We start from the raw sequence: 21,236 nt of genomic DNA, 5'->3' as shown, positions 1-21,236 counted from the left end.
TACCCTCGTGTTGGCGGTGATCAGGGAGCGGAAACGCCCGTGCTCATTGGCACGGGCGTGGCTAGACAGGGTTCAGAAAACCGAGTTGTAGCCGCCCAGCTCGACCTGGACCGACTTGATGCGAGTGTATTGAGCCAGCGAGCTGACGCCGTTCTCACGGCCGACGCCCGACTGCTTGTAGCCACCGACCGGCATTTCCGCCGGCGATTCACCCCAGGCGTTGATCCAGCAGATACCGGCTTCGAGCTTGTGGATGATGCGGTGGGCGCGGCTGATGTCGTTGGTGCACACGCCAGCGGCCAGGCCGTATTCGGTGTCGTTGGCGCGGCGGATGACTTCTTCTTCGGTCTCGTAGGTGAGGATGCTCATCACCGGGCCGAAGATTTCTTCCTTGACGATGGTCATGTCGTCGGTGCAGTCGGTGAAGACGGTCGGGGCCACGAAGGCACCCTTGGCGAAGTCGCCTTGGGTCAGACGCTCACCGCCGCACAGAACGCGGGCACCTTCTTCCTTGCCCTTGGCGATGTAGCCCAGGACGCTCTCCATGTGCGGGAAGCTGACCAGCGGACCGAAGTTGGTGTTTTCGTCTTCTGGGTTGCCAGCACGGATACGGGCCACGCGCTCGACGATCTTGGCTTCGAAGGCTGCCTTGAGTTCGGCTGGGATGAACACGCGGGTGCCGTTGGTGCACACCTGGCCCGAGCTGTAGAAGTTGGCCATCATGGCGATGTCGGCGGCCTTGTCCAGGTCGGCGTCGGCGCAGATGATCAGCGGCGACTTACCGCCCAGTTCCATGGTCACTTCCTTCAGCGAGGAGCTGGAGGCGCTGGCCATGACCTTCTTGCCGGTGGTGGTGCCGCCGGTGAAGGAGACTTTCTCGATGCGTGGGTGCTCGGTCAGCCAGGTGCCGACTTCACGGCCGCTACCGGTCAGGACGTTGAATACGCCATCCGGCAGGCCGGCTTCGGTGTAGATCTCGGCCAGTTTCAGCGTGGTCAGCGAAGTGACTTCCGAAGGCTTGAAGATCATCGCGTTGCCGGCAGCCAGGGCTGGCGCGGATTTCCACAGGGCGATCTGGATCGGGTAGTTCCAGGCGCCGATACCGACGGTTACGCCCAGTGGCTCGCGGCGGGTATAGACGAAGGAGGATTCACGCAGCGGAATCTGCTCGCCTTCGATGGCCGGTACCAGGCCAGCGTAGTACTCCAGCACGTCGGCGCCGGTGACGATATCGACGTAGCGGGTTTCGGAGTACGACTTGCCGGTGTCCAGGGTTTCCAGCATGGCCAGTTCGTCGTTGCGCTCGCGCAGGATGTCGACGGCGCGGCGCAGGATGCGCGAGCGCTGCATGGCGGTCATGGCAGCCCAGACTTTCTGGCCGCGCTCGGCGCTTTCCACGGCTTTTTCGACGTCAGCCTGGGTAGCGCGCTGTACGTAGGCGAGGACTTCGCCAGTGGCCGGGTTGATGGCTTCGAAAGTGGCATCGCTGCCGGCGTCGACATAACCACCATCAATGTAGAGTTTTTGCGTTCCGAAACGGGCCATAGTGTCCTCGCAAGTGCAGTGTGTGGTTGGCTTTCGCGTCACGCTCCTGCCGGGTTGGCAAGTGCCGTGCGCGGTTGTTCAGCGGCCTGGTCGTCAGTGCCCAGGGTGTGCTGTTTAGCCAGTTGTAGATCCATGTATTCGTAAGCAATCCGTATCGCCTGATCGGTGTCGAATGCGTCACCCGACAGTGCTCCACGCAGCCACAAGCCGTCGATCAGGGCCGCCAGGCCGCGGGCTGCCTTGCGCGCATGGTAGAGCGGCAGGGCGCGGCGGAACTGGCAGCACAGGTTGGAGTACAAGCGGTGGTCATTGATCCGCTGCAACCTGTGCAAATCGGGCTGGTGCATGCTGGAAGCCCAAAAGGCCAACCAGGTTTTCATCGCCGGGCCGTTCACCTGGCTGGCATCGAAGTTGCCCTCGATGATCACTTTCAGGTGGGCTCGCGGGCTGTCGTCGGTCAGTGACTGGCGACGCGCCCTCACGCCTTCGTTGAGCATGCTCATGATGTAACCCATCGTCGCTGCGATCAGGCCGTTCTTGTCCCGAAAGTAGTGACTGATGATGCCGTTCGACACCCCGGCCAAACGGGCAATCAGCGCAATGCTGGCGTCCCCCAGGCCGACCTGATCGACCGCCTGTAACGTGGCTTCGATCAACTGCTGGCGGCGGATGGGTTGCATACCGACCTTGGGCATCTTGCTATCTCCTCAGGCCTGCGAGCAGACGACGGGCGGCTGACTCGGCGAAGGCCAGTCTATTTTGTTTTGATTGAACGTTCAATCAATAAAGAATAAGCTCTGCGACAATTTGTGCCATTGACAGTATTTCACACGGTCGAGAAGGCACGAATCGACACCCCAGGAAATCGTGTAACCCCCGGAATACAAGGCGTTGACGGGCTAGAGCGAAGCGAAAGACAGATTCTGCCAGACGGTCGACGACCTGCGGCAGGCCCTTGGAGCGGGCGGTGTGCTCTGTGACCAATGCGCGCACTTTCAGGGTGAGTGCACAGTCGGACACGGACCACCTGTCTGGTTTTTTGCAACGTTTCGATTCGGGATCACGGTTTCCAGGGTGCTTTTATAACACCTGACGCAGTGGGGCTATTGCACCAATTGCGCGGGAAAAGACTGATTAGCCTCCACAGCCGCACTGCCCGGAGCATTCGTGCAATGAGTTCTGCCTCCCTTACCAAACCCCCCGCCGAGAGGGTGCGGGTCAATCGCGTGGTGTTCTACACCTCCGCGCTGTTGGTCCTTGTTCTGACTGCCTTGCTGATCGCTGTACCCGAAACCGCCGGCCAAGTACTGGGCGTAGCCCAGAAATGGCTCACCCGTACCTTCGGTTGGTACTACATGCTGGTGATCTGCGGTTACCTGCTGTTCGTCGTTTACCTGGCTTTCTCCGATTTCGGAAAACTCAAGCTCGGTGGCAAGGACGACCAGCCCGACTTCAGCTACGGCGCCTGGGCCGGCATGCTGTTCTCTTCGGGTATCGGCATTTCGCTGCTGTACTTCGGCGCTTCCGAGCCGCTGGACCACTACTTCAACCCGCCGGAAGGTACGCCAGCCAGTCTCGAAGCCGCGCGCCAGGGCTTGCAGCTGACCTTCCTGCACTGGGGCCTGCATGGCTGGGCGATCTATGCGCTGGTCGGCCTGGCCGTGGGTTACTTCGCCTACCGTCACAACCAGCCGCTGGCATTGCGCTCGGCACTGTTCCCGCTGGTCGGTGAGCGTTGGGTCAAGGGCGCTGCCGGCAATGCCGTGGACATCTTCGGGATGTTCGTCACCCTGCTGGGTCTGGTGACCAACCTGGGTATCGGCGCGATGCAGGTATCGTCGGGCCTGGAGTACCTGTTCGGCATGCAACACAGCCAGACCAACCTGCTGATGGTGATCCTGGTGATGGCTGGCGTTGCTACCGTCGCTGCGGTATCGGGTGTCGAGAACGGTATCCGCCGCCTGTCGAACCTGAACATCATGCTGTTCAGCGGCCTGCTGATCTTCGTTCTGCTGGGTGGCCAGACCCTGCACCTGCTCAATGGCTTCGTGCAAAACATTGGCGACTACCTCAATGGCATCGTGCTGAAGACGTTCGACCTGTACGTCTATGAAGGCGAAGCGGGCAAGTCCGAGCGCTGGTTGGGCCTGTGGACCGTGTTCTACTGGGCCTGGTGGATTTCCTGGGGTCCATTCGTCGGCATGTTCATCGCCCGTATTTCCAAGGGCCGTACCGTGCGTCAGCTGGTCAGCGGTGTACTGTTGATTCCACTGGGCTTCACCCTGGCCTGGCTGTCGATCTTCGGCAACACTGCGCTGGACCTGGTGATCAACCAGGGTGCTGTGGAATTGGGCAAGACCGCGCTGGAACAGCCGTCGATGTCGATCTACCAGCTGCTGGAATACTTCCCTGCGGCCAAGATCGTGATCGGTGTGGCGGTGTTCGTTGGCTTCGTGCTGTTCCTCACCCCAGCCGACTCCGGCGCGGTGATGATGGCCAACCTGTCGTGCAAAGGCGGCAAGGTCGATGAAGACGCCCCGCACTGGATGGTGGTGTTCTGGTCGGTGGTCATCACCCTGGTAACCATCGGTCTGCTGTTCGCGGGTAACTTCGAGGCCATGCAGACCATGGTGGTTCTGGCAGGCCTGCCATTCTCGGTGGTGCTGGTGCTGTTCATGTTCGGCCTGTACAAGGCCATGAAGCAGGACGTCGCGGTTGAAAACGAGCGCGCCGAGCTGGCAGCCCGCGGCCGTCGCGGTTTCAGCGAGCGCTTGACTCAGCTGGATCTGCAGCCGACCCAAGCGGTGGTTCAGCGCTTCATGGACAAGCAGGTCAGCCCGGCGCTGAAAGAGGCGGCCACACAGCTGCAGAACCTTGGCTTCGACGTGGAAACCCGTGTAGGCCAGTCGCGCAACATGATGGGCCTGCGGGTGATGATGGAAGAGGGCAACCCGTTCGTCTATGAAGTGAGCCTGGATGGCTACCTGGCCGCGCCGAGCGAAGCCCCGGTGGAGGGCGAACCGCAAGTGCGCCAACGCTTCTACCGTGCCGAGGTCTACCTGCACGATGGCAGTCAGGAGTACGACCTGATGGGCTTCGCGCCTGATCAGATCGTGCGTGATGTGCTCGATCAGTTCGAGAGCCATCGGCAATTGCTGGGACGCGTCTACAGCTGATGCGTATGAAAAAGCCCTGCTGCAATAGCAGGGCTTTTTGTCGGTGCTTGCAATAAGTAGCACCGCAGGCGCGACCCTGCGCGCAAGGCTTCCGGTCCACTCACCAGGAGGCCAAGGGCATGCCCAGTTTCGACACCCCGACATTCGACTTTCAACGCGCCGCTGCCCGGCAGTTCGGCGATCGCCCGACGCTGCGCCAGGTCGCGAGCGAACAACTGCTCAAACTGCTGCTTGCCGAGCTGCCGTGGCTGGCATCCGTACAGCCTGCATTGTCGTCCGCCGACCCATTGACGTTGGACAGTCCAGACCCATCGACCCCGTACTGGAACACCCAACCGTTGGTCGAGCGCGTTCTGCAGGCCATGCTCCAGACCCAGTCCATCGACCTGCAACCGCTTGATGGGCGCCATCATAACCTCGGGCTGATCGCACCTTATCGCTTCGCCGGTTCCAGCAGCGCGTACGACACCCGCCAGTTGCCGGACCTAGGCCCGGCGCTCGACGAGCTGATCGAGCGATTGCCGCAACATTTCTGCCAGGCTCAGCTCGACTATTGGAACGGTGTCGGCAGTGGTGCAAGCAGCCGAGACAGCTGGATGCGGTTGCTGTTGAAGACCGCGCTATTGCGTGGGTTGCCATTGCAAGGCTTGGATGCCCAGGAGCAGGCGTGCATACGAGGGCTGATTCGCGGTGGTGGCGATCAGCCTGACGTGAGCTTCGTGCAGGTCGAGTTATCCACAGGCTCGCGTAGCGTGAACGAAACCTTGGGTCATCTGCTGGTCACCGGCGAGTGGGATGAGCGGGAGGTCATCCTATGGTGCGCGCCTTCTGGGCAGGTGAGCAGTTTCGCCTCGATGAAGGCGTTTGCCGTGGCCCTGCGCAATGAACTGGCGCAGCGCTACAGCTTCGATGCCATGAGCTGGCAGCGATACAGGGTGGAGGGCAATGTCGCGGCGCAACAAGTGGTGCAGTTGCTGGAGCAGATGTTCGAACGGGTCCAAAGGGTGCGCTACGGGCGCTTGGCCGATGTGCCGGCGCTGGAACAGCTGTTCGCCCAGCTGAGCGACCCGGCGCAGTGGTTCGTCAGCTACCTGGACGACACGCCTGCGGTCAAACCGCCACCGGGGCTGCTGACAAGCGCAGCCAATGACACGTTCCAATACCGCAATGCGTTGCTGCAGCTCGCTGTGGACCACTTGGATGCCGAAGGCGTGGCTGCCCTGGATGGCGTCATGAGCTTGCACGACTACACCCACCAACGACTGAGCGAGCAAATGCTCAAGGAGCATGGCGATGCCATGTCGCCGGATGAACTGCTCCTTGAATTCTACATCGCGTCGGGTATCCCCGGAGGATCGGCCACAGGAGCCGGTGGGGGCGAGCCTCTTGCCTGGGCGGGCGAAAAGACCTTGACCGAATATGCCATCGGCAAGCTTGGCTCGCTCAAGGACGCCTCGGTAATACGTATCCGTCATGCACAGGGGGCCACAGTACCCGCGTGGCTGAACGCCGAAGCGGCCAGGCGACTGGTCGAGCGCGTCGACATCGGCGGCACCTATCCTCGCTATGTAGCGCAAGTGCTGGATGATCCGCTGCAGCGGGACCGGCGTGTCCAACGGTTTGGCCGGGAATGGCGCAATGCCCTGCGGTTCAGCGCCCTGCAAGGCAAGCTGGACGGTAAGATCACCGATACTGGCCTGCAGTGTGTCGTCAACTTCTGCAATGGTCATGACGATCCGGACGCACCGCGAATTACCCTGATGCCACTGACCTTCAGGCGCCAGCCCCAGTCCCGCCACGATGACACGGTGCGTGGCATGTACGTGTTGTTCTGCGCCGAGCCCACGCGGGTGCTGCTGTATCGTCCGTTGTACAGGCAGGACACACTGCGTGAGTATGCAAGCTTCGAGAAGTTGCTGGAACACGTGCAAACGTCCGTGCGATTGCAAGCGAGCGTACTCGACTGGTTGCAGCCGCAGGTTCGCCATATCTACGACAACGGCGGTTTCATCGAGCCGCATGTCGCCAGCATCGGCCTGGACCCTTCCAGCTTGCCCGAGCGACCGGCTCCGCCAGTCCTTCAGCCGGTGTTCTGGAATACCAGTCTGGACAACAAGCTTTACGACGCGAACCGTGATTTGCTGGTAGAGCTGGCCGACCAGCAGTCCACCTCCAATGCCGAGCGCCGCTGGGAAACGCTTTCACAAGGCGCTTGGCTGCTGTTCGATGTGGTCACGCTGGTGTTGCGCGGGCCTGTGGCCAGCGTGACGTGGATGGTGCAACTGCTAACGTCTCTCGATCACGATTTGCTTGCCCTTGAACAGGAAGGTGACTTCGACCGGTCTGCCGCCGTGGTCGATTTGTTGCTGAATCTGGGAATGGTCCTGTTGCATGCACGCCAACCCGGCGCTTTGCCTGAAGGTTTTGGGCAAATCCCAGACGCATCGGCTCTTGAAGGGCTGGCCGCGCAGAGCGGTGCGTTTCGCGAGATTTCCCTGGTGCCCTCAGAAGGGCCGGTAGCGATGGTCGGTGCACTGGGGGCGCTGCCCGACCGCCAGCTGGACTTCACCTGGCGGGGCAACCATGGTTTCAACTGGCTGCCACCTACTCAGCGCCAGGCGTTGCGCGCCATGCGCTCGGGCGTGGCGTTCGATTCCTCCAGCCTGCAGGCCAGCGGAGATGCCGCGGGCCTGCACCTTGTCGACGGGCAGTTCTATGCCGTCATGAGCGCAGACGCCTACCCTGTGGAGGTGACGGCGCAGGGCGTGCGGGTAATCGACGGCAAGGGCGGTTACGGGCCCTGGTTAGTCCATGTGGATGGCGGCTGGCGAGTGGATAGCACGCTGCGCCTTGCCGGAGGCATGAAGAACAGTCGCTTGGGCAAGAACCTTGCCGCTCAATTCGAAGCGCTCAGGCACTCGGTCGAAGCGCTCGATAGTCAAGGCAAGGTCGCGATCAGTGCCTTCAGCCAGATCAGTCTGGACATCACCGAACTGCTGGAGAAGATCGACAAGCTCAAGGCGCTTCGCCAAGGTGCGCAGGCCACGCTCGAGGCTGGAGGCTCAGCCGACCAACGCAAGTCGACCGAGGCTGTCATCGAGCACTACGACGCTCGGATCGGTCAATGGCAAGCGCAACTGCTCAGCAAGCGCCATGAATCGGTTCCTCACCTTGAGGTGGCCGTGCAAAAAGACAAGCAGATCAAGGTCAAGCTCGACGCCATGCTTGAACCGAAGTATTCCAACAGCCGCAGCCAGGCGCTCGATAGTGCGATCCAGCAACACAGGGACAATGTCCTGAGCAGCCTCATCTATTACAGCGACTTCATCCTCAACGAACTGTGGAGCCTTGCTGACTACACCGAGTTGTTGGCGCTCAAAGCGGCAGTCGAAGGGCAGCCGCTGGTGCAGGTACAAGAACAGTACCTGGCCTATCTCGACAAGCTCAAGCGTGTCGCGGCAGTCCAGGATCGTATTCTGAGCGCCTATGAGGACCTCGACGTGTTGCTGGTCGAGGCTCCTGCCGATCTGGTCATAAGCATCGGCATGGAAGCCGTCACTCGAACCGCTGGTTCACTCATTCCCAAGCGAAAGTTCAGTACGGTGCAGTTTCGCTTTCACCATGTCCTGAATCTGGCCGACCTGGCGCTGAATCTGGGGTCTGTGAATGATCAGCACATCTTGCGTGGTTACCGGAAAGAATTGGCCGGGCATGAGTTGCGTAATGTGGCCGGTGCCCATGGTGAGCTTGATTTCGCCAATCTGCCGGTCGATGACCGCATAACCATTCTCCAGGATGCCTGGGATGGCTACTCCGAGGCGCTGCTCAACAGCGCGCGCATCGGCAGGGAAGGTGGTGCCTTGGTCAGGGGCGAGATGCTTGACCGCTACCGGACCGAACTGGAAAAACTCAAGGCAGATGCAGGACGACGGCTGGTGGACGCCGTCGAGGAGGCCGAGAAAGGCGTCGTGGCAAGCCAACGTAAAGCTTATCTGGCTACCACCAACTCTCAACGGGTGGTGCGTAACGGGAAGGGGCAGATACTCATCGGCACTGTGATCTCGGAGAACGGACAGGACGTCCTGGAGGTGCGGGAGCCATTCAGCGATACGCTGCTGGCCCGTTTCGATCGGGTGAATGACCGTTGGCAAGAGCGCGACTCAGAGCCAGTCTCTGCCGAGCCGGTGGTGCAAGAGACGGATTCGGCGATGCGCGTGCAGCGCTTGTTGGATGAAAATGCTCAGCTCTCGCGCAAGGCTGATGAATATGTCAAAAGCGACATCAAGGGAACGCGGCTGGCGCAACTGTTCGATGAACAAGTCGATAAGCTAGGCCGTGAGGTGGACTGGTTGACCAGGCAAGGTGCTAGCACCAGTTTGATCAAGGCATTGGAGGCTGCCTCCGACGAGCTGCGCGCGGAAAAGAACCTGAAGCTGATCAAACTCTACACCGAAACGCGTTATCCAACCGCCGAGGCGCTTCGCTTCCTGCATTCTCAGCAGCTGCTGAGAGTGCAGTACATGGGCCCGCGACAGGTCATGCGCAATGACAGTGCATTCGATGAGTACAAGATTATGCGCACCCAGGCGGGCGCTGCGTCTGGCAGGCCGTTGTGGGTGGCGCATTTTCACATGCGATCTGCGGACTCGCCGGCGCGGGATTTCACCCGAGGCCACCTCAAAACCTGGGCTCAGCGGCGCGTGAGTAGCCAGGAGGCCGCGCAGATGGGGCGTCGGGTCCATCGTGGCAGGCTGACCCTCGAGCAAGCCGAGGGCATCATCCCGTTCGATTGAAGCCTCAGCGGTTGCTGTAGCGGCCATGCTTGCCATGGGCAGGCATGGCCTGGTTGCTTCGTACGCTTATCATCTGGCGCAGTCCAATCAGGACAACACCTTCAGACTTCAGGCGAGGCAGCTCGCGCTCGAGCACTTGCAGGGTCTGTGGGTAAGGATGCCCGATCACCACGGCCGAGCCTTGGCGCTGCGCCAAGGCGACAGCCTGGTGCAGCTGTCCCTCGATCGCCTCCACGGTGCGTACGTCATCCAGGAACACATCCCGCGAGACATGCGCGACGTCCTGGGCCTGCGCCTCGGCTGCGGCCACGGTGGCGGCGCTGGTGCGGCTGTCGACGAAGAACAGATGGCGCCGTTGCAGCTCGCCCATCAGCCAGGTCATGGGCTCGCGTTGGGCGGTCATGCGGCTGCCCATGTGGTTGTTGAGACCGGCGGCATAGGGCACTTTGGCCAGGGCTGCATCCAGTCGACTGGCCAGTTCCGGCAACGGGGTGCCGGGGTGCCAGGCATAGGGGCCGGTGGCCGGATCCATGGGCATGTGCAGGATGACGGTCTTGCCTGCCTTATGGGCCTGGCGGGCGAAGTCGGTGGCATGGGGCGTATCGGGCATCACGGCCAGGGTGATCGGGCCGGGCAGGGCGAGGGTGCGGCTGTCGCGCTCGCTGCTCTGGCCTAGGTCGTCAATGATGATGCTGATGTAGGCCTTGCCGGCCGGTGCCGCTTGCGCGACCCCGGCCAACAGCCATAGCAGTGAGAACAACAGGTACCGCATGGGGGGCATCATTTACCCGAGGTGATGTTCAAACCTTTGAGCAGGCTCAGCGCCTGGCTCAGTTGGAAGTCATTGTCCTGCGGGCGCTCCTTGCGCTTGCCGCTACCGGTCGGACGGTCGGCGCCACCGTTACCGTTGCCCAGGTGGCCTTGCAGGTCGGCTTCCTTGAAGTTGTCATTGTCGACCTCTGCGGTGAGCTTGGCCGGGCGCACTTCGATGTCCGGCACGATACCCTGGGCTTGGATCGAGCGGCCATTGGGGGTGAAGTACAGTGCGGTGGTGAGCTTCAAGGCACGGTCGTTGGCCAGCGGCAATACGGTCTGCACCGAGCCCTTGCCGAAACTGTCGGTACCCATCAGCACGGCGCGTTTCTGGTCCTGAAGGGCACCGGCGACGATCTCCGAGGCCGAGGCGCTGCCGCCGTTGATCAGTACCACCAACGGCACGCCTTCGCTGGCGTCGGCCGGGTCGGCGGAGAAGCGCAGCTCGGAGTTGGCGATGCGGCCCTTGGTGTAGACGATCAGGCCCTTGGTCAGGAAGTGGTCGGCCACCTCCACGGCAGACTGCAGCACGCCGCCTGGGTTGTTGCGCAGGTCCAGCACCACGCCGCGCAGTTTCTTGCCGTTGTCCTTGCGCAGCTTGGCCAGGGCCTTGCCCACTTCGTCGCCGGTCTTGACCTGGAACTGGGTGATACGGATGTAGCCGTAATCGTTTTCCAGCAGCTGGCTCTTCACGCTCTTGACCTGGATCACCGCGCGGGTGAGGGTCACATCGAATGGGTTGCCGCCATCGCGAACCAGGGTCAGGGTGATCTTTTCGCCAACCTTACCGCGCATCTTGTCCACGGCTTCGGTCATGGTCTGGCCGCGAGTCGGTGCGCCGTTGATCTTCACGATCAAGTCGCCAGCCTGGACGCCTGCGCGCGAGGCCGGGGTGTCGTCGATGGGCGAGACCACCTTGATGAAACCGTCTTCCTGGCCGACTTCGATGCCCAGGCCGCCGAATTCGCCGCTGGTGCTTTCCTGCAGCTCCTGGAAGTCTTCCGGGCCCAGGTAGGCCGAGTGTGGGTCGAGGTTGCTTAGCATACCCTTGATGGCGTTCTCCAGCAGGGTCTTGTCGTCCACGGGTTCGACGTATGCGGCCTTGATACGGTCCATGACCTCGGCAAAGGTACGCAGCTCCTCCAGCGGCAACGGCGCCTTGGCCGTCACTTCGGTGGCCGGTACCGAGGCTGGCTTGGCCGGCTCGGCAGCGATGGCCAGGGGCGCGCCGACCACCAGGGCGATGGTCAGGGCCAGCTGGGTGAGACGTGGGGAGTGCAGCATGTCGAACGAACTCCTGATCCTGTAGGCGCTCCCTGCGGGAGCATCGGTGCGGTGCCGGGCACCGCGCCGTAAAAAAGTGAACTAGCCTCGGCACCACTGGGCTGGGTCGGTAGGACGACCCTGCTGACGGATGGCGAAGTACAAACCTGCGCTGTCCTGCCCACCGCTGTCACCCACGGTGGAAATGGCCTCGCCGGCCTTGACGATGTCGCCGGCGCTCTTGAGCAGGCTTTGATTGTGGCCGTACAAGCTCAGATAACCATTGCCATGGTCCAGAATGACCAGAAGTCCGGCGCCACGCAACCAGTCGGCGAACACCACGCGCCCGCCATGCACGGCGCGGACCTGGGTGCCGGGGCTGGCGCTGATCATCACGCCGTCCCACTTGGCCCGGGCATCGCTGCCTCGGGCATCGCCGAAGCGTGCAAGCAATCGACCATTGACCGGCCATGGAAGTTTTCCCCGTGCGGCGGAAAATGCACCGCCATAGCTTGCGCCATCGCTGGACACCATCGGGCCCAGGGTGGTGCGGGCCTTTTTCGCAGGCTCGGCATCGTCGCGCTCGCGGGCGGCGGCCAGGGCCTCCTGCTGACGGCGCTTTTCCGCTTCCTGCTGGGCCAGCAGGGCTTTCTTGCGCGCCTCCTCGGCCTCGCGGGCCTGGCGAGCCAAGGTTTCCTCGATGGTCTTGAGCACCTTGGCCAGGTCGGCCTGGTCCTGCTCGCGGGCCTGTAGTTTCTGGTCGCGGTCCTTCATGTCGCTGTTGAGCTTGGCCAGCACTTGCTGACGCTTGCTGCGCTCAGCCTCCAGGGCCTGGCGCTGGGTATCGAGGTCGGCGCGCTGGGTGAGCAATTGTTCCTGCTGGCGAGCGATGTCCTGTTCGACATTGGCCAGTTGGCGCAGGGTTTCGTTGAAGGCGCGCAGTTGCTCCATGCGTGCCTTGCTCAGGTAGTCGTAGTAGGTAAGGGTGCGCGCGAACTTCTCCGGGTTCTGCTGGTTGAGCAGCAGCTTGAGGTACTCCTCGCGACCGTTCTGGTAGGCCGAACGGGCCTGGATGGCAATCAGTCGCTGTTGTTCAGTGCGGGCGCTCTGGAGTTTTTTTTTCTCGGTATCAAGGCGCTCCAGCTCGCCCTCGGTCTTTTTTAGTTCTTGCTGCAGAGCCTCCACCTGCTTTTCGAGGTTGCCGATGTCGGTCTCGGTGCTCTTGAGGTCTTTTTGCACGCCTGATTTTTCTTCCTGGAGCTTGCCCAGCATCTTCTTGAGCTCGGCGATGTCCTGGCGGGTGGCGTCCAGTTGTTGCTGGGTCTGTGCGCGCTCGTCGGCGAAGGCCGGGCTGAGCAGGCAAGACAGGGCGAGGAGGATCAGGGCGCGAAGCATGAGGTTGGGCGTACCAAGGATGGAGACTGGCCTAGTATGCCCGCGCAAGCCTGCAAAAAAAACGCCTCACTGCCGGTGCAGAGAGGCGTTTGTCTGGAATTCATGTGCCAGGGGGCCGCAAAGCAGCCCCTGGGTGTCGATCAGGCATCGACCAGAATCGAGGTGCCGGTCATCTCCACCGGCTTTTCCAGCCCAAGCAGCTTCAGCATGGTCGGCGCCACGTCAGCCAGGACGCCGCCTTCGCGGACCTTGACGTTGCGCTTGCCGACATAGATGAACGGTACCGGCTCGGTGGTGTGGGCGGTGTGCGCCTGGCCTGTGCACTCGTCTTCCATTTGCTCGACGTTGCCGTGGTCGGCGGTGATCAGCGCCTCGCCGCCGACTTTATCCAGAGCCTCGACAATGCGCCCGACACAGCCGTCCAGTGCCTCGACCGCCTTGACCGCTGCTTCGAACACGCCGGTGTGACCGACCATGTCGCCGTTCGCGTAGTTGACCACGATCACGTCATAGCGCTGCTGCTCGATGGCTTCGACGATACGGTCGGTGACCTCGGGGGCGCTCATCTCCGGTTGCAGGTCGTAGGTGGCGACCTTCGGCGAAGGGATCAGGATGCGTTCTTCGCCTTCGAACGGCTCTTCGCGGCCGCCCGAGAAGAAGAAGGTCACATGGGCGTATTTCTCGGTCTCGGCGATGCGCAGCTGGGTCTTGCCCTGTTTCGCCAGATACTCGCCCAGTACGTTGTTCAGGCTGGCCGGGGCGAAGGCGGCGGGTGCCGGGATTTTGGCCGAGTACTGCGTCAGGCCGATGTAGGCGGCCAGTTTCGGCAGGCGGGCGCGAGGGAATTCGTTGAAGTCCGGCTCCACGAACACCCGGGACAGCTCGCGGGCGCGGTCGGCACGGAAGTTCATGAAGATCACGGCATCGCCATCTTCGACCTTGACCGCTTCGCCGATACGCGTGGCCTTGACGAACTCGTCGCTTTCGTCACGGGCGTAGGCGGCTTCCAGGCCAGCAACGGCGCTGTCTGCGGTGTACTCGGCAACGCTGTCGACGATCAGGTTGTAGGCGGCGCTGACGCGGTCCCAGCGGTTGTCACGGTCCATCGCGTAGTAGCGGCCGATCAGGCTGGCGATACGGCCCTTGCCGAGCTTGGCGAAAGTGGCGTCGAGCAGCTCGATGGAGGTCTGCGCGCTACGCGGCGGAGTGTCACGGCCGTCCAGGAAGGCATGCAGGTAGATTTTTTCAGCGCCACGTCGAGCGGCCAGTTCGGCCATGGCGATCAGGTGGTCCTGGTGGCTGTGCACGCCGCCGTCGGAGAGCAGGCCGAGGATGTGCACCGCCTTGCCGGCACCGGCAGCCTTGTCCACGGCGCCAGTGAGTACGGGGTTTTCGAAGAACTCGCCGTCGCGGATGGCTTTGGTGACGCGGGTGAAGTCCTGGTACACGACACGGCCAGCGCCGAGGTTCATGTGACCGACTTCGGAGTTGCCCATCTGCCCGTCCGGCAGGCCGACGTCCATCCCGGAACCGGAAATCAGACCATGCGGCTGACTGGCGCGCAGGCGGTCGTAGACCGGGGTGTTGGCGGCATAGATGGCATTGTATTCGGGGCTTTCGCTATGACCGAAGCCATCCAGGATGATCAGGACCAGGGGTTTGGGCGTGCTCGTCATCAATCAAACTCACGGTTGTTCAAAGATGATAAAGACACGCATTTTAGGGCAAATGCGCCATCAACGGCGAATAATCGTCCCGTTGCCCGACCGGCGCGGCGATGGTGCGGGATGAAAGTGCCTTCGCCGCCGGCCCGTCGGGCTTTGGTGGTCATAAGCGGCTGTGTATACTGGCCGGCATTTTCAATCGCGTGGAACACCCCAGATGGTTGCTAACCTGATTCAATTTGCGACAAACCACTACATCCTGGTGGCGATCTTCGTTGTCTTGCTGGTCGCCCTGTTGGTCAACGAAATCCGTCGTGGCGGGCAGAGCCTGAGCAACGGCCAGTTGACCGCACTGGTCAACGCCGAAAAAGGTCTGGTCATCGACATTCGTCCGGCCAAGGAATACTCCACCGGTCACATCGTCGGCGCGCTGAACATCCCCCAGGACAAACTGGTCAACCGCATGACCGAGCTGGAAAAGCACAAGGCCAAGACCCTGATCGTCGTCGATGCAATGGGCCAACAGTCCGGCACCATCTGCCGCGAGTTGCTCAAAGCTGGTTACACAGCCGCCAAGCTCAGCGGTGGCGTTTCCAGCTGGAAAGCCGATAACTTGCCCCTGGTGAAGTGATATGAAGCCCGTCATCGTCTATTCCAGCGACTACTGCCCCTACTGCATGCGCGCCAAGTACCTGCTCGAGAGCAAAGGCGTGGAGTTCGAGGAAATCAAGGTCGACGGCAAGCCGCAGGTACGCGCCGAGATGAGCCAGAAGGCCGGCCGTACTTCGGTGCCGCAGATCTGGATCGGCAGCACCCACGTCGGTGGATGCGATGACCTCTACGCCCTGGAGCGTGCCGGCAAGCTCGACGCGCTGCTGGCGGCCTGATTTGCATTGCATTCAAAAACATTAGGATAAGGATCTGCCATGACTGACCAACAGACCAACGGCGCAGCAGAAGACAACAGCCCTCAGTTCTCCATGCAGCGCATCTATGTGCGTGACCTGTCGTTCGAGGCCCCGAAAAGCCCGCAGATCTTCCGCCAGCAGTGGGAGCCGAGTGTTGCCCTGGACCTGAACACCAAGCAGAAGGCACTGGAAGGCGACTTCCACGAAGTGGTGCTGACCCTGTCGGTTACCGTGAAGAACGGCGAAGAAGTGGCCTTCATCGCTGAAGTCCAACAGGCCGGCATCTTCCTGATCAAGAACCTGGATGCGGCGTCCATGAGCCACACCCTGGGCGCTTTCTGCCCGAACATCCTGTTCCCTTATGCCCGTGAGACCCTGGACAGCCTGGTCACCCGCGGTTCGTTCCCGGCGCTGATGCTGTCGCCGGTCAACTTCGACGCCCTGTACGCTCAAGAAATGCAGCGTATGCAGGAAGCCGGTGAAGTGACCGTGCAGTAATCGCTGCCCACGAAAAAGGCGACTTCGGTCGCCTTTTTTTATATTCGTGCGCCGTGCTGATCGCCGGCAAGCCGGCGCCTGCAGGGACTGCGATGGTTTTCCGAACGCCGTAGGTGGTCGATCAACTCCCGGCAAACCCGTTTTGTCGCCACGCCTCGTACACCGTCACCGCCACGGTATTGGACAGGTTCAGGCTGCGGCACCCAGGCCGCATCGGCAGGCGCAGGCGTTGTTCGGCTGGCAGGCTGTCCAGCACCTCGGCCGGTAGCCCACGGCTCTCGGGCCCGAACAGGAACGCATCGCCCGGCTGGTAGGCCACTTCGTGAAAGGGGTGCGAGCCTTTGGTGGTGAAGGCGAACAAGCGGGGATTGCCGAGGCTCTCCAGGCATCCGGCCAGGCTCTCGTGGCGTTTGAGCGTGGCATACTCGTGGTAATCCAGCCCCGCCCGGCGCAGGCGCTTGTCATCGAGCTCGAAGCTGATGGGTTCGATCAGGTGCAGGTCGCAACCGCTGTTGGCACAGAGGCGAATGATGTTGCCGGTATTCGGCGGAATTTCTGGTTGAAAAAGGATGACGTGAAACATGCACGGCTCCAAGCGTGAAGATGGCGAGCATTCTACCCCTGAACCGGACCTGCGTTCGAAAGGCTTCCCACGGGTGATGCTCTCGTTGGCGATCATCGGTCTGATGGTCGGCCTGATGATCGGTAAGTTGACCACCCCTGACCAGCGTGTGCTGGAGCAGGTGGAGGTGGTGCAGGACGGGCTGGACCTGTGGTTCAACGAAGAACCCAAGCTGCATGGCGAGAACGTGGAGGGAACGGTCGCGGTGCTTTTCGAGGCTGAGGGCAAAGCCCAGCGAGGCCAGTTGAGCCTTCAGGGCAAGCCAGTGGGCTGGCGTTTACAGAAGCGTGATGAAGGGCTGCTGCTGACCCTGGTAGCCGCGCGTCCCCTGCACGGCGAGTGGGCCGGTGCAGAGGACGCCGGACGTTGGCGCGTGCAGGTGAGGCTGCACGAATAAAAGAGGGGATTCCCGGCCTGCCTGTACCGAGGTCCCCGAAGGGCGATGCTACGGCATGTAAAAGAGGGGATGTCTCGGCCTGCCTGTACCAAGGTCCCCGAAGGGTGGTGCTACGGCATGTAAAAGAGGGGATGTCTCGGCCTGCCTGTACCAAGGTCCCCGAAGGGTGGAGCTACCGCGTGTAAAAGAGGGGATGTCTCGGCCTGCCTGTACCAAGGTCCCCGAAGGGTGGAGCTACTGCGTGTAAAAGAGGGGATGTCTCGGCCTGCCTGTACCAAGGTCCCCAAAACTGGAGCGACTGCGAATAAAAGAGGGGTTCACCCGGCCTGCCTGTACCGAGGCCCCCGAAACTGTAGGTACAGGTCTTATTGCAGATGGCGTGCCAGTTTTGAAATACCCGGAAACAGGCGGGTTTAGGGTGATTTGGCCGACTTTTGAGGGGGTTTGTGCCTTAGCAAGGTGCAGCGGGCACAGGATCGGTGCAGGAAGCCTTACCGAGTTCAGTCAAGGGCGCTTGGGTTTTAGTGTCGATATCGGCATTTGCCATCCATCGAAACGGAGATGAATCATGAGCGAAGACAAGCAGCCCACCACCGTGGAGCAGGCGATGAAGATCCTGGATGATCTGTCCCAGCTGGGGAAAGTCGAAGAGATCGGGAAGGGCGGCCAGCAGTCGCTGGCGCTTCTGGTCGATAAGCTCCTGGGTGTCCGTGGGGCCTTCGACAAGTGGCGGGCCAAAGCCCAAGCAGAGTAATTGATCCAAATGCTGGTCGCCCTACACCACTGGCCTGCCAGATTGGCCGGTGGTGCAGGGCAGCGACGGGTTTGAGGATTGGGACTTAACCTTCCTCGTCTCCATCGTCATCCGCGGCATCGACATTCATGCCCAGTTCCTTGATCTTGCGGGTCAGCGTGTTGCGACCCCAGCCCAGCAACACCGCGGCATCCCGGCGACGGCCAGCAGTGTGCTTGAGCGCTGTCTCGATCATGATCCGCTCGAAACTGGGCACCGCGCTGTCGAGCAAGTTCGACTGCCCGCGTGCCAGTGCCTGGTCGGCCCACTGACGCAGGGCCTGCTCCCAGTTGGTCACCGGGGCGGCGTCCTGAGGCAGGTTGAGCAGTTCAGGGGGCAGGTCGCCAATCAGCACTTCGCGGCTGGATGCCATCACCGTGATCCAGCGGCAGGTATTTTCCAGCTGGCGCACGTTGCCCGGCCACGGCAGGTTACGGATGAACTCCTCGGTCTCAGGCTTCAGCAGCTTCGGCTCGACCGCCAGCTCCTGGGCCGCGCGGCCGAGGAAATGACGAGCCAGGGCCGGAATATCTTCACGACGGTCCGCCAGGCGCGGAATGTGGATACGGATCACATTCAGGCGGTGGAACAGGTCTTCACGGAACTTGCCAGCCTGTACCAGGGATTCGAGGTTCTGGTGCGTCGCGGCGATGATGCGCACATCGACCTTCACCGGAATATGGCCGCCGACCCGATAGAATTCGCCATCGGCCAGGACCCGTAGGAGACGGGTCTGGGTGTCGGCGGGCATGTCGCCGATCTCGTCGAGGAACAGCGTGCCACCGTCGGCTTGCTCGAAGCGGCCACGGCGCAGGTTGGCCGCACCGGTAAATGCGCCTTTCTCGTGGCCGAACAGTTCCGATTCCATCAGATCCTTGGGAATGGCCGCCATGTTCAAAGCGATGAACGGCGATGCCGCTCGCGGACTGTGGCGGTGCAGGGCGTGGGCCACCAACTCCTTGCCGGTACCGGATTCGCCGTTGATCAGTACGGTGATGTTGGAGTGGCTGAGGCGGCCGATGGCGCGGAATACCTCCTGCATGGCCGGCGCTTCGCCGATGATTTCCGGCGTGCGCGCCAGGCTTTGCGGAACATCCAGTCCCTGCTGCTCCTGTGCGTGCTGGTTGGCCCGCTTGACCAGCGAGACTGCCTCGTCCACGTCGAACGGCTTGGGCAGGTACTCGAAGGCGCCGCCCTGGTAGGACGCCACTGCGCTGTCCAGGTCCGAGTGGGCCGTCATGATGATGACCGGCAGGCGTGGGTGCTGTTCGCGGATCTGTGCCAGCAGGTCGAGGCCGCTGGCACCCGGCATGCGGATGTCAGAGATGATCACATCCGGTTGCTGGCGGGCCAGCCGGCTCATCACGCCATCGGCGCTGTCGAAGCTCTGGGTGGCCATGCCTTCCTGTTGTAGGGCTTTTTCCAGGACCCAGCGAATGGAACGATCATCGTCGACGATCCATACGGTTTCACTTCGGCTCATGAGGCAGTGGCTCCTTGTTCCAGGGGCAGGAAGATCGAGAAAGCGGTATGGCCGGCATGGCTTTCGCACTCGATCAGGCCCTGGTGCTGGCTGATGATGTTCTGGGTGATGGCCAGGCCCAGCCCGGTACCGTCCGGGCGTCCACTGACCATGGGATAGAAGAGGGTGTCCTGCAGTTCCGCCGGAATGCCTGGGCCGTTGTCGATGATCTCGACCCGGGCGACCAGGCGGTGGCGCACATGGCCGATGGTGAACTGACGCACCGCACGGCTGCGCAGGGTGATGCGGCCAAGGCGCAGTTCGTTCTGCGAGCTGATCGCCTGCATGGCGTTGCGCACGATGTTGAGCACCGCCTGGATCATCTGCTCGCGGTCGATCAGTACGTCTGGCAGGCTAGGGTCGTAGTCACGCACCAAAGTGATGCAACCCTGGCTTTCGGCCTCCACCAAGCTGCAGACCCGCTCCAGCACCTCATGGATGTTGGTCATGGCCAATGACGGCAGCTTGTTCGAGCCGAGCATCCGGTCGACCAGATTACGCAGGCGATCGGCCTCTTCGATGATTACGTTGGTGTAGTCGCGCAGTCCGTCATCGGGCAGTTCGCGCGATAGCAACTGCGCCGCGCCGCGAATGCCGCCAAGGGGGTTCTTGATTTCATGGGCCAGGCCGCGCACCAGCATCTTGGTGGTTTCCTGCTTGCTCAGCTGAGCTTCTTCCTTGGTGATGCGCAGCAGTCGGTCACGCGGGTGCACCTCCAGCAGCAGCAAGGTATTGCCCAGGTGCAGGATTGGCGTGACGGCATAATCGACGGTGATGGTCTGGCCGGTCAGCGACGTCAGTTGCGCCTCGCGCTTGGTGAACGGGTGTGCCTGTTCCACCGCCTGGCGCAGCGAATTGAGCGCTTCGGTCGATTCGGTGAACAGCTCGCTGATGAACTGCCCGTGGCTGCGCTGACCGCTGACTGCCAGAAGCATTTCGGCAGCCGGGTTCATGTACTCCAGACGCAGCTCCGAATTGAGCAGGAGCGTGGCCGTGGTCAGGTTGTCCAGAAGCAGACGGTGCTGTGCATCGCTGATGGTCATAAGGCGTCGGTGACCTCTTTTTGCGCTGGCGTATCCTTGGCCGTGCCAGGGATGGGGGCGCTATGGATCCGCTGATGCCAGGAAAATGCAAGAAACAAACCAAAGCTCCGAAAAGAAGCGGTATTTCGTGACAAAGTCCCGAAATTGCGCTTATTCGGATCAAAAAGCGGTGGTTTAACGTTTCAAGTGACCTTTTTTGGGCTGCAGCGTGGGGCGTCGATCATTGTTGCGCACCAATATAGAGCATAGCGATGGTCAGGACTTCACGCACAGCTGCGCCGTGGCTCGGACCAGCGCTATGTGCCGTAGCGGATCATTGGTGCGTTGTTGCAGTGCGCTAGCCAGCTTTTTCGGGCAGTCACGCATGTCGAGCAGGTCAAAACGGCGGAGCTCGTCCAGCAAAGTCGCTTGAAGCGTGTCCAGCCGTGGGCGAAGTTCGTGCACGAGGTCGCGGGATGTGCTGGTGGGCTGACTGCCCAGGGCATTCCAACGATCGATCAGCGTGTATTGAACGAGCTTGTTGGCTTCGATCTGGTCGCTGAAGAATGCCGCTGCGCGAGGTGGATCGAGGTCGTAGTCGGGCGCATCCTGGCGGACCTTGGCCAGGACTTGCTGCTCGCGTTCAGGGGCTTGGACCGGTAGCGTGAGTTTCCATTTGTGCGTCGCGACCGAAACAGCAAGGTCCAGGCGGTGTTCGATGGCGGTGAGCAACGGGTCGAATTCGGGCTGGGTGGGCGAGGTTGCGCGGCAGCCGTTAAGGGCCAAGGCCAAGCACATCATGGCGGGGATAAGGCGCATGTTGAT

Annotated in this window: 17 protein-coding genes; 7 read left to right on the top strand and 10 right to left on the bottom strand. The window is 61.7% G+C overall.

Features of this window, described 5'->3' with window-relative positions; all coding sequences use genetic code 11:
* Positions 1–72: 72 nt before the first annotated feature.
* The gene (betB, locus tag C4Q26_RS09980; RefSeq protein ID WP_023378261.1) at positions 73–1,545 is read right to left on the bottom strand and encodes a betaine-aldehyde dehydrogenase; all 1,473 of its coding nucleotides are present in this window, start codon (positions 1,543–1,545) and stop codon (positions 73–75) included.
* 38 nt (positions 1,546–1,583) lie between these two features.
* Entirely contained in the window at positions 1,584–2,240 is a 657-nt protein-coding gene (betI, locus tag C4Q26_RS09975) for a transcriptional regulator BetI (RefSeq protein ID WP_023378262.1), read from the bottom strand.
* A gap of 477 nt (positions 2,241–2,717) precedes the next feature.
* Here betI and C4Q26_RS09970 point away from each other — a divergent pair, with 477 nt between their 5' ends.
* A complete protein-coding gene (locus C4Q26_RS09970) occupies positions 2,718–4,721 on the top strand; it encodes a BCCT family transporter (protein WP_023378263.1) in 2,004 nt (667 codons plus the stop codon).
* 119 nt (positions 4,722–4,840) lie between these two features.
* Complete coding sequence (locus tag C4Q26_RS09965; protein WP_104883037.1) at positions 4,841–9,514, top strand: DUF6543 domain-containing protein; 4,674 nt, start codon at positions 4,841–4,843, stop codon at positions 9,512–9,514.
* A 4-nt stretch (positions 9,515–9,518) separates the two neighbouring features.
* Here the strand turns inward: C4Q26_RS09965 and C4Q26_RS09960 are convergent, their stop codons facing one another.
* The 4 genes from C4Q26_RS09960 to gpmI form a co-directional block, all read right to left on the bottom strand.
* A complete protein-coding gene (locus C4Q26_RS09960) occupies positions 9,519–10,286 on the bottom strand; it encodes a divergent polysaccharide deacetylase family protein (protein ID WP_023378265.1) in 768 nt (255 codons plus the stop codon).
* A gap of 8 nt (positions 10,287–10,294) precedes the next feature.
* The gene (locus C4Q26_RS09955) at positions 10,295–11,611 is read right to left on the bottom strand and encodes a S41 family peptidase (RefSeq protein ID WP_023378266.1); all 1,317 of its coding nucleotides are present in this window, start codon (positions 11,609–11,611) and stop codon (positions 10,295–10,297) included.
* Between the two features lie 81 nt (positions 11,612–11,692).
* A complete protein-coding gene (locus C4Q26_RS09950; RefSeq protein WP_027907925.1) occupies positions 11,693–12,985 on the bottom strand; it encodes a murein hydrolase activator EnvC in 1,293 nt (430 codons plus the stop codon).
* 140 nt (positions 12,986–13,125) lie between these two features.
* The gene (gene gpmI / locus C4Q26_RS09945) at positions 13,126–14,661 is read right to left on the bottom strand and encodes a 2,3-bisphosphoglycerate-independent phosphoglycerate mutase (RefSeq protein WP_023378269.1); all 1,536 of its coding nucleotides are present in this window, start codon (positions 14,659–14,661) and stop codon (positions 13,126–13,128) included.
* 205 nt (positions 14,662–14,866) lie between these two features.
* On the opposite strand from gpmI, the gene C4Q26_RS09940 reads away from it, so the two are divergent.
* The 3 genes from C4Q26_RS09940 to secB are packed head-to-tail and all read left to right on the top strand — an operon-like array spanning position 14,867 to position 16,055.
* A complete protein-coding gene (locus C4Q26_RS09940) occupies positions 14,867–15,280 on the top strand; it encodes a rhodanese-like domain-containing protein (RefSeq protein ID WP_023378270.1) in 414 nt (137 codons plus the stop codon).
* Between the two features lies 1 nt (position 15,281).
* Positions 15,282–15,536 (top strand): glutaredoxin 3, encoded by a 255-nt coding sequence (grxC, locus tag C4Q26_RS09935; protein WP_023378271.1) that lies wholly within the window; start codon positions 15,282–15,284, stop codon positions 15,534–15,536.
* A 39-nt stretch (positions 15,537–15,575) separates the two neighbouring features.
* Complete coding sequence (gene secB, locus C4Q26_RS09930) at positions 15,576–16,055, top strand: protein-export chaperone SecB (RefSeq protein ID WP_027907926.1); 480 nt, start codon at positions 15,576–15,578, stop codon at positions 16,053–16,055.
* Between the two features lie 121 nt (positions 16,056–16,176).
* Here secB and trmL read toward each other — a convergent pair whose 3' ends face one another.
* Complete coding sequence (gene trmL, locus C4Q26_RS09925) at positions 16,177–16,638, bottom strand: tRNA (uridine(34)/cytosine(34)/5-carboxymethylaminomethyluridine(34)-2'-O)-methyltransferase TrmL (protein ID WP_013974580.1); 462 nt, start codon at positions 16,636–16,638, stop codon at positions 16,177–16,179.
* On the opposite strand from trmL, the gene C4Q26_RS09920 reads away from it, so the two are divergent.
* Positions 16,637–17,074 (top strand): hypothetical protein, encoded by a 438-nt coding sequence (locus C4Q26_RS09920; RefSeq protein WP_104882271.1) that lies wholly within the window; start codon positions 16,637–16,639, stop codon positions 17,072–17,074. The two genes, trmL and C4Q26_RS09920, sit on opposite strands and share 2 nt — an antisense overlap.
* A gap of 568 nt (positions 17,075–17,642) precedes the next feature.
* Positions 17,643–17,828, top strand: a complete 186-nt coding sequence (locus C4Q26_RS09915) for a hypothetical protein (protein WP_023378274.1) — start codon at positions 17,643–17,645, stop codon at positions 17,826–17,828.
* Between the two features lie 85 nt (positions 17,829–17,913).
* Here C4Q26_RS09915 and ntrC read toward each other — a convergent pair whose 3' ends face one another.
* The 3 genes from ntrC to C4Q26_RS09900 all read right to left on the bottom strand — a co-directional run bounded on the left by ntrC (position 17,914) and on the right by C4Q26_RS09900 (position 21,230).
* Complete coding sequence (ntrC, locus tag C4Q26_RS09910; RefSeq protein ID WP_023378275.1) at positions 17,914–19,350, bottom strand: nitrogen regulation protein NR(I); 1,437 nt, start codon at positions 19,348–19,350, stop codon at positions 17,914–17,916.
* Positions 19,347–20,432 carry a nitrogen regulation protein NR(II) gene (gene glnL, locus C4Q26_RS09905; RefSeq protein WP_023378276.1) on the bottom strand — a complete coding sequence of 362 codons (1,086 nt, stop codon included), beginning with the start codon at positions 20,430–20,432 and terminating at the stop codon, positions 19,347–19,349. The genes ntrC and glnL overlap by 4 nt, the downstream gene beginning before the upstream one ends.
* Before the next feature lie 255 nt (positions 20,433–20,687).
* A complete protein-coding gene (locus C4Q26_RS09900; protein WP_027907928.1) occupies positions 20,688–21,230 on the bottom strand; it encodes a chorismate mutase in 543 nt (180 codons plus the stop codon).
* Positions 21,231–21,236: the final 6 nt, after the last annotated feature.

This window comes from Pseudomonas sp. SWI44 (assembly GCF_002947915.1).
Taxonomy (GTDB): Bacteria; Pseudomonadota; Gammaproteobacteria; order Pseudomonadales; family Pseudomonadaceae; genus Aquipseudomonas; species Aquipseudomonas taiwanensis.
Note: the sequence above shows the minus strand (reverse complement) of the source record. Positions and strands in the feature narration are given on the sequence as shown.

Bases quoted from the DNA above. Each gene is read 5' to 3' on its own strand.
- C4Q26_RS09965 (WP_104883037.1), top strand. From the start codon at position 4,841: ATGCCCAGTTTCGACACCCCGACATTCGACTTTCAACGCGCCGCTGCC.
- gpmI (WP_023378269.1), bottom strand. From the start codon at position 14,661: ATGACGAGCACGCCCAAACCCCTGGTCCTGATCATCCTGGATGGCTTC.
- C4Q26_RS09970 (WP_023378263.1), top strand. From the start codon at position 2,718: ATGAGTTCTGCCTCCCTTACCAAACCCCCCGCCGAGAGGGTGCGGGTC.
- C4Q26_RS09955 (WP_023378266.1), bottom strand. From the start codon at position 11,611: ATGCTGCACTCCCCACGTCTCACCCAGCTGGCCCTGACCATCGCCCTG.
- betI (WP_023378262.1), bottom strand. From the start codon at position 2,240: ATGCCCAAGGTCGGTATGCAACCCATCCGCCGCCAGCAGTTGATCGAA.
- C4Q26_RS09900 (WP_027907928.1), bottom strand. From the start codon at position 21,230: ATGCGCCTTATCCCCGCCATGATGTGCTTGGCCTTGGCCCTTAACGGC.
- grxC (WP_023378271.1), top strand. From the start codon at position 15,282: ATGAAGCCCGTCATCGTCTATTCCAGCGACTACTGCCCCTACTGCATG.
- C4Q26_RS09950 (WP_027907925.1), bottom strand. From the start codon at position 12,985: ATGCTTCGCGCCCTGATCCTCCTCGCCCTGTCTTGCCTGCTCAGCCCG.
- ntrC (WP_023378275.1), bottom strand. From the start codon at position 19,350: ATGAGCCGAAGTGAAACCGTATGGATCGTCGACGATGATCGTTCCATT.
- C4Q26_RS09940 (WP_023378270.1), top strand. From the start codon at position 14,867: ATGGTTGCTAACCTGATTCAATTTGCGACAAACCACTACATCCTGGTG.
- glnL (WP_023378276.1), bottom strand. From the start codon at position 20,432: ATGACCATCAGCGATGCACAGCACCGTCTGCTTCTGGACAACCTGACC.
- C4Q26_RS09960 (WP_023378265.1), bottom strand. From the start codon at position 10,286: ATGCGGTACCTGTTGTTCTCACTGCTATGGCTGTTGGCCGGGGTCGCG.
- C4Q26_RS09920 (WP_104882271.1), top strand. From the start codon at position 16,637: ATGCACGGCTCCAAGCGTGAAGATGGCGAGCATTCTACCCCTGAACCG.
- secB (WP_027907926.1), top strand. From the start codon at position 15,576: ATGACTGACCAACAGACCAACGGCGCAGCAGAAGACAACAGCCCTCAG.
- trmL (WP_013974580.1), bottom strand. From the start codon at position 16,638: ATGTTTCACGTCATCCTTTTTCAACCAGAAATTCCGCCGAATACCGGC.
- betB (WP_023378261.1), bottom strand. From the start codon at position 1,545: ATGGCCCGTTTCGGAACGCAAAAACTCTACATTGATGGTGGTTATGTC.
- C4Q26_RS09915 (WP_023378274.1), top strand. From the start codon at position 17,643: ATGAGCGAAGACAAGCAGCCCACCACCGTGGAGCAGGCGATGAAGATC.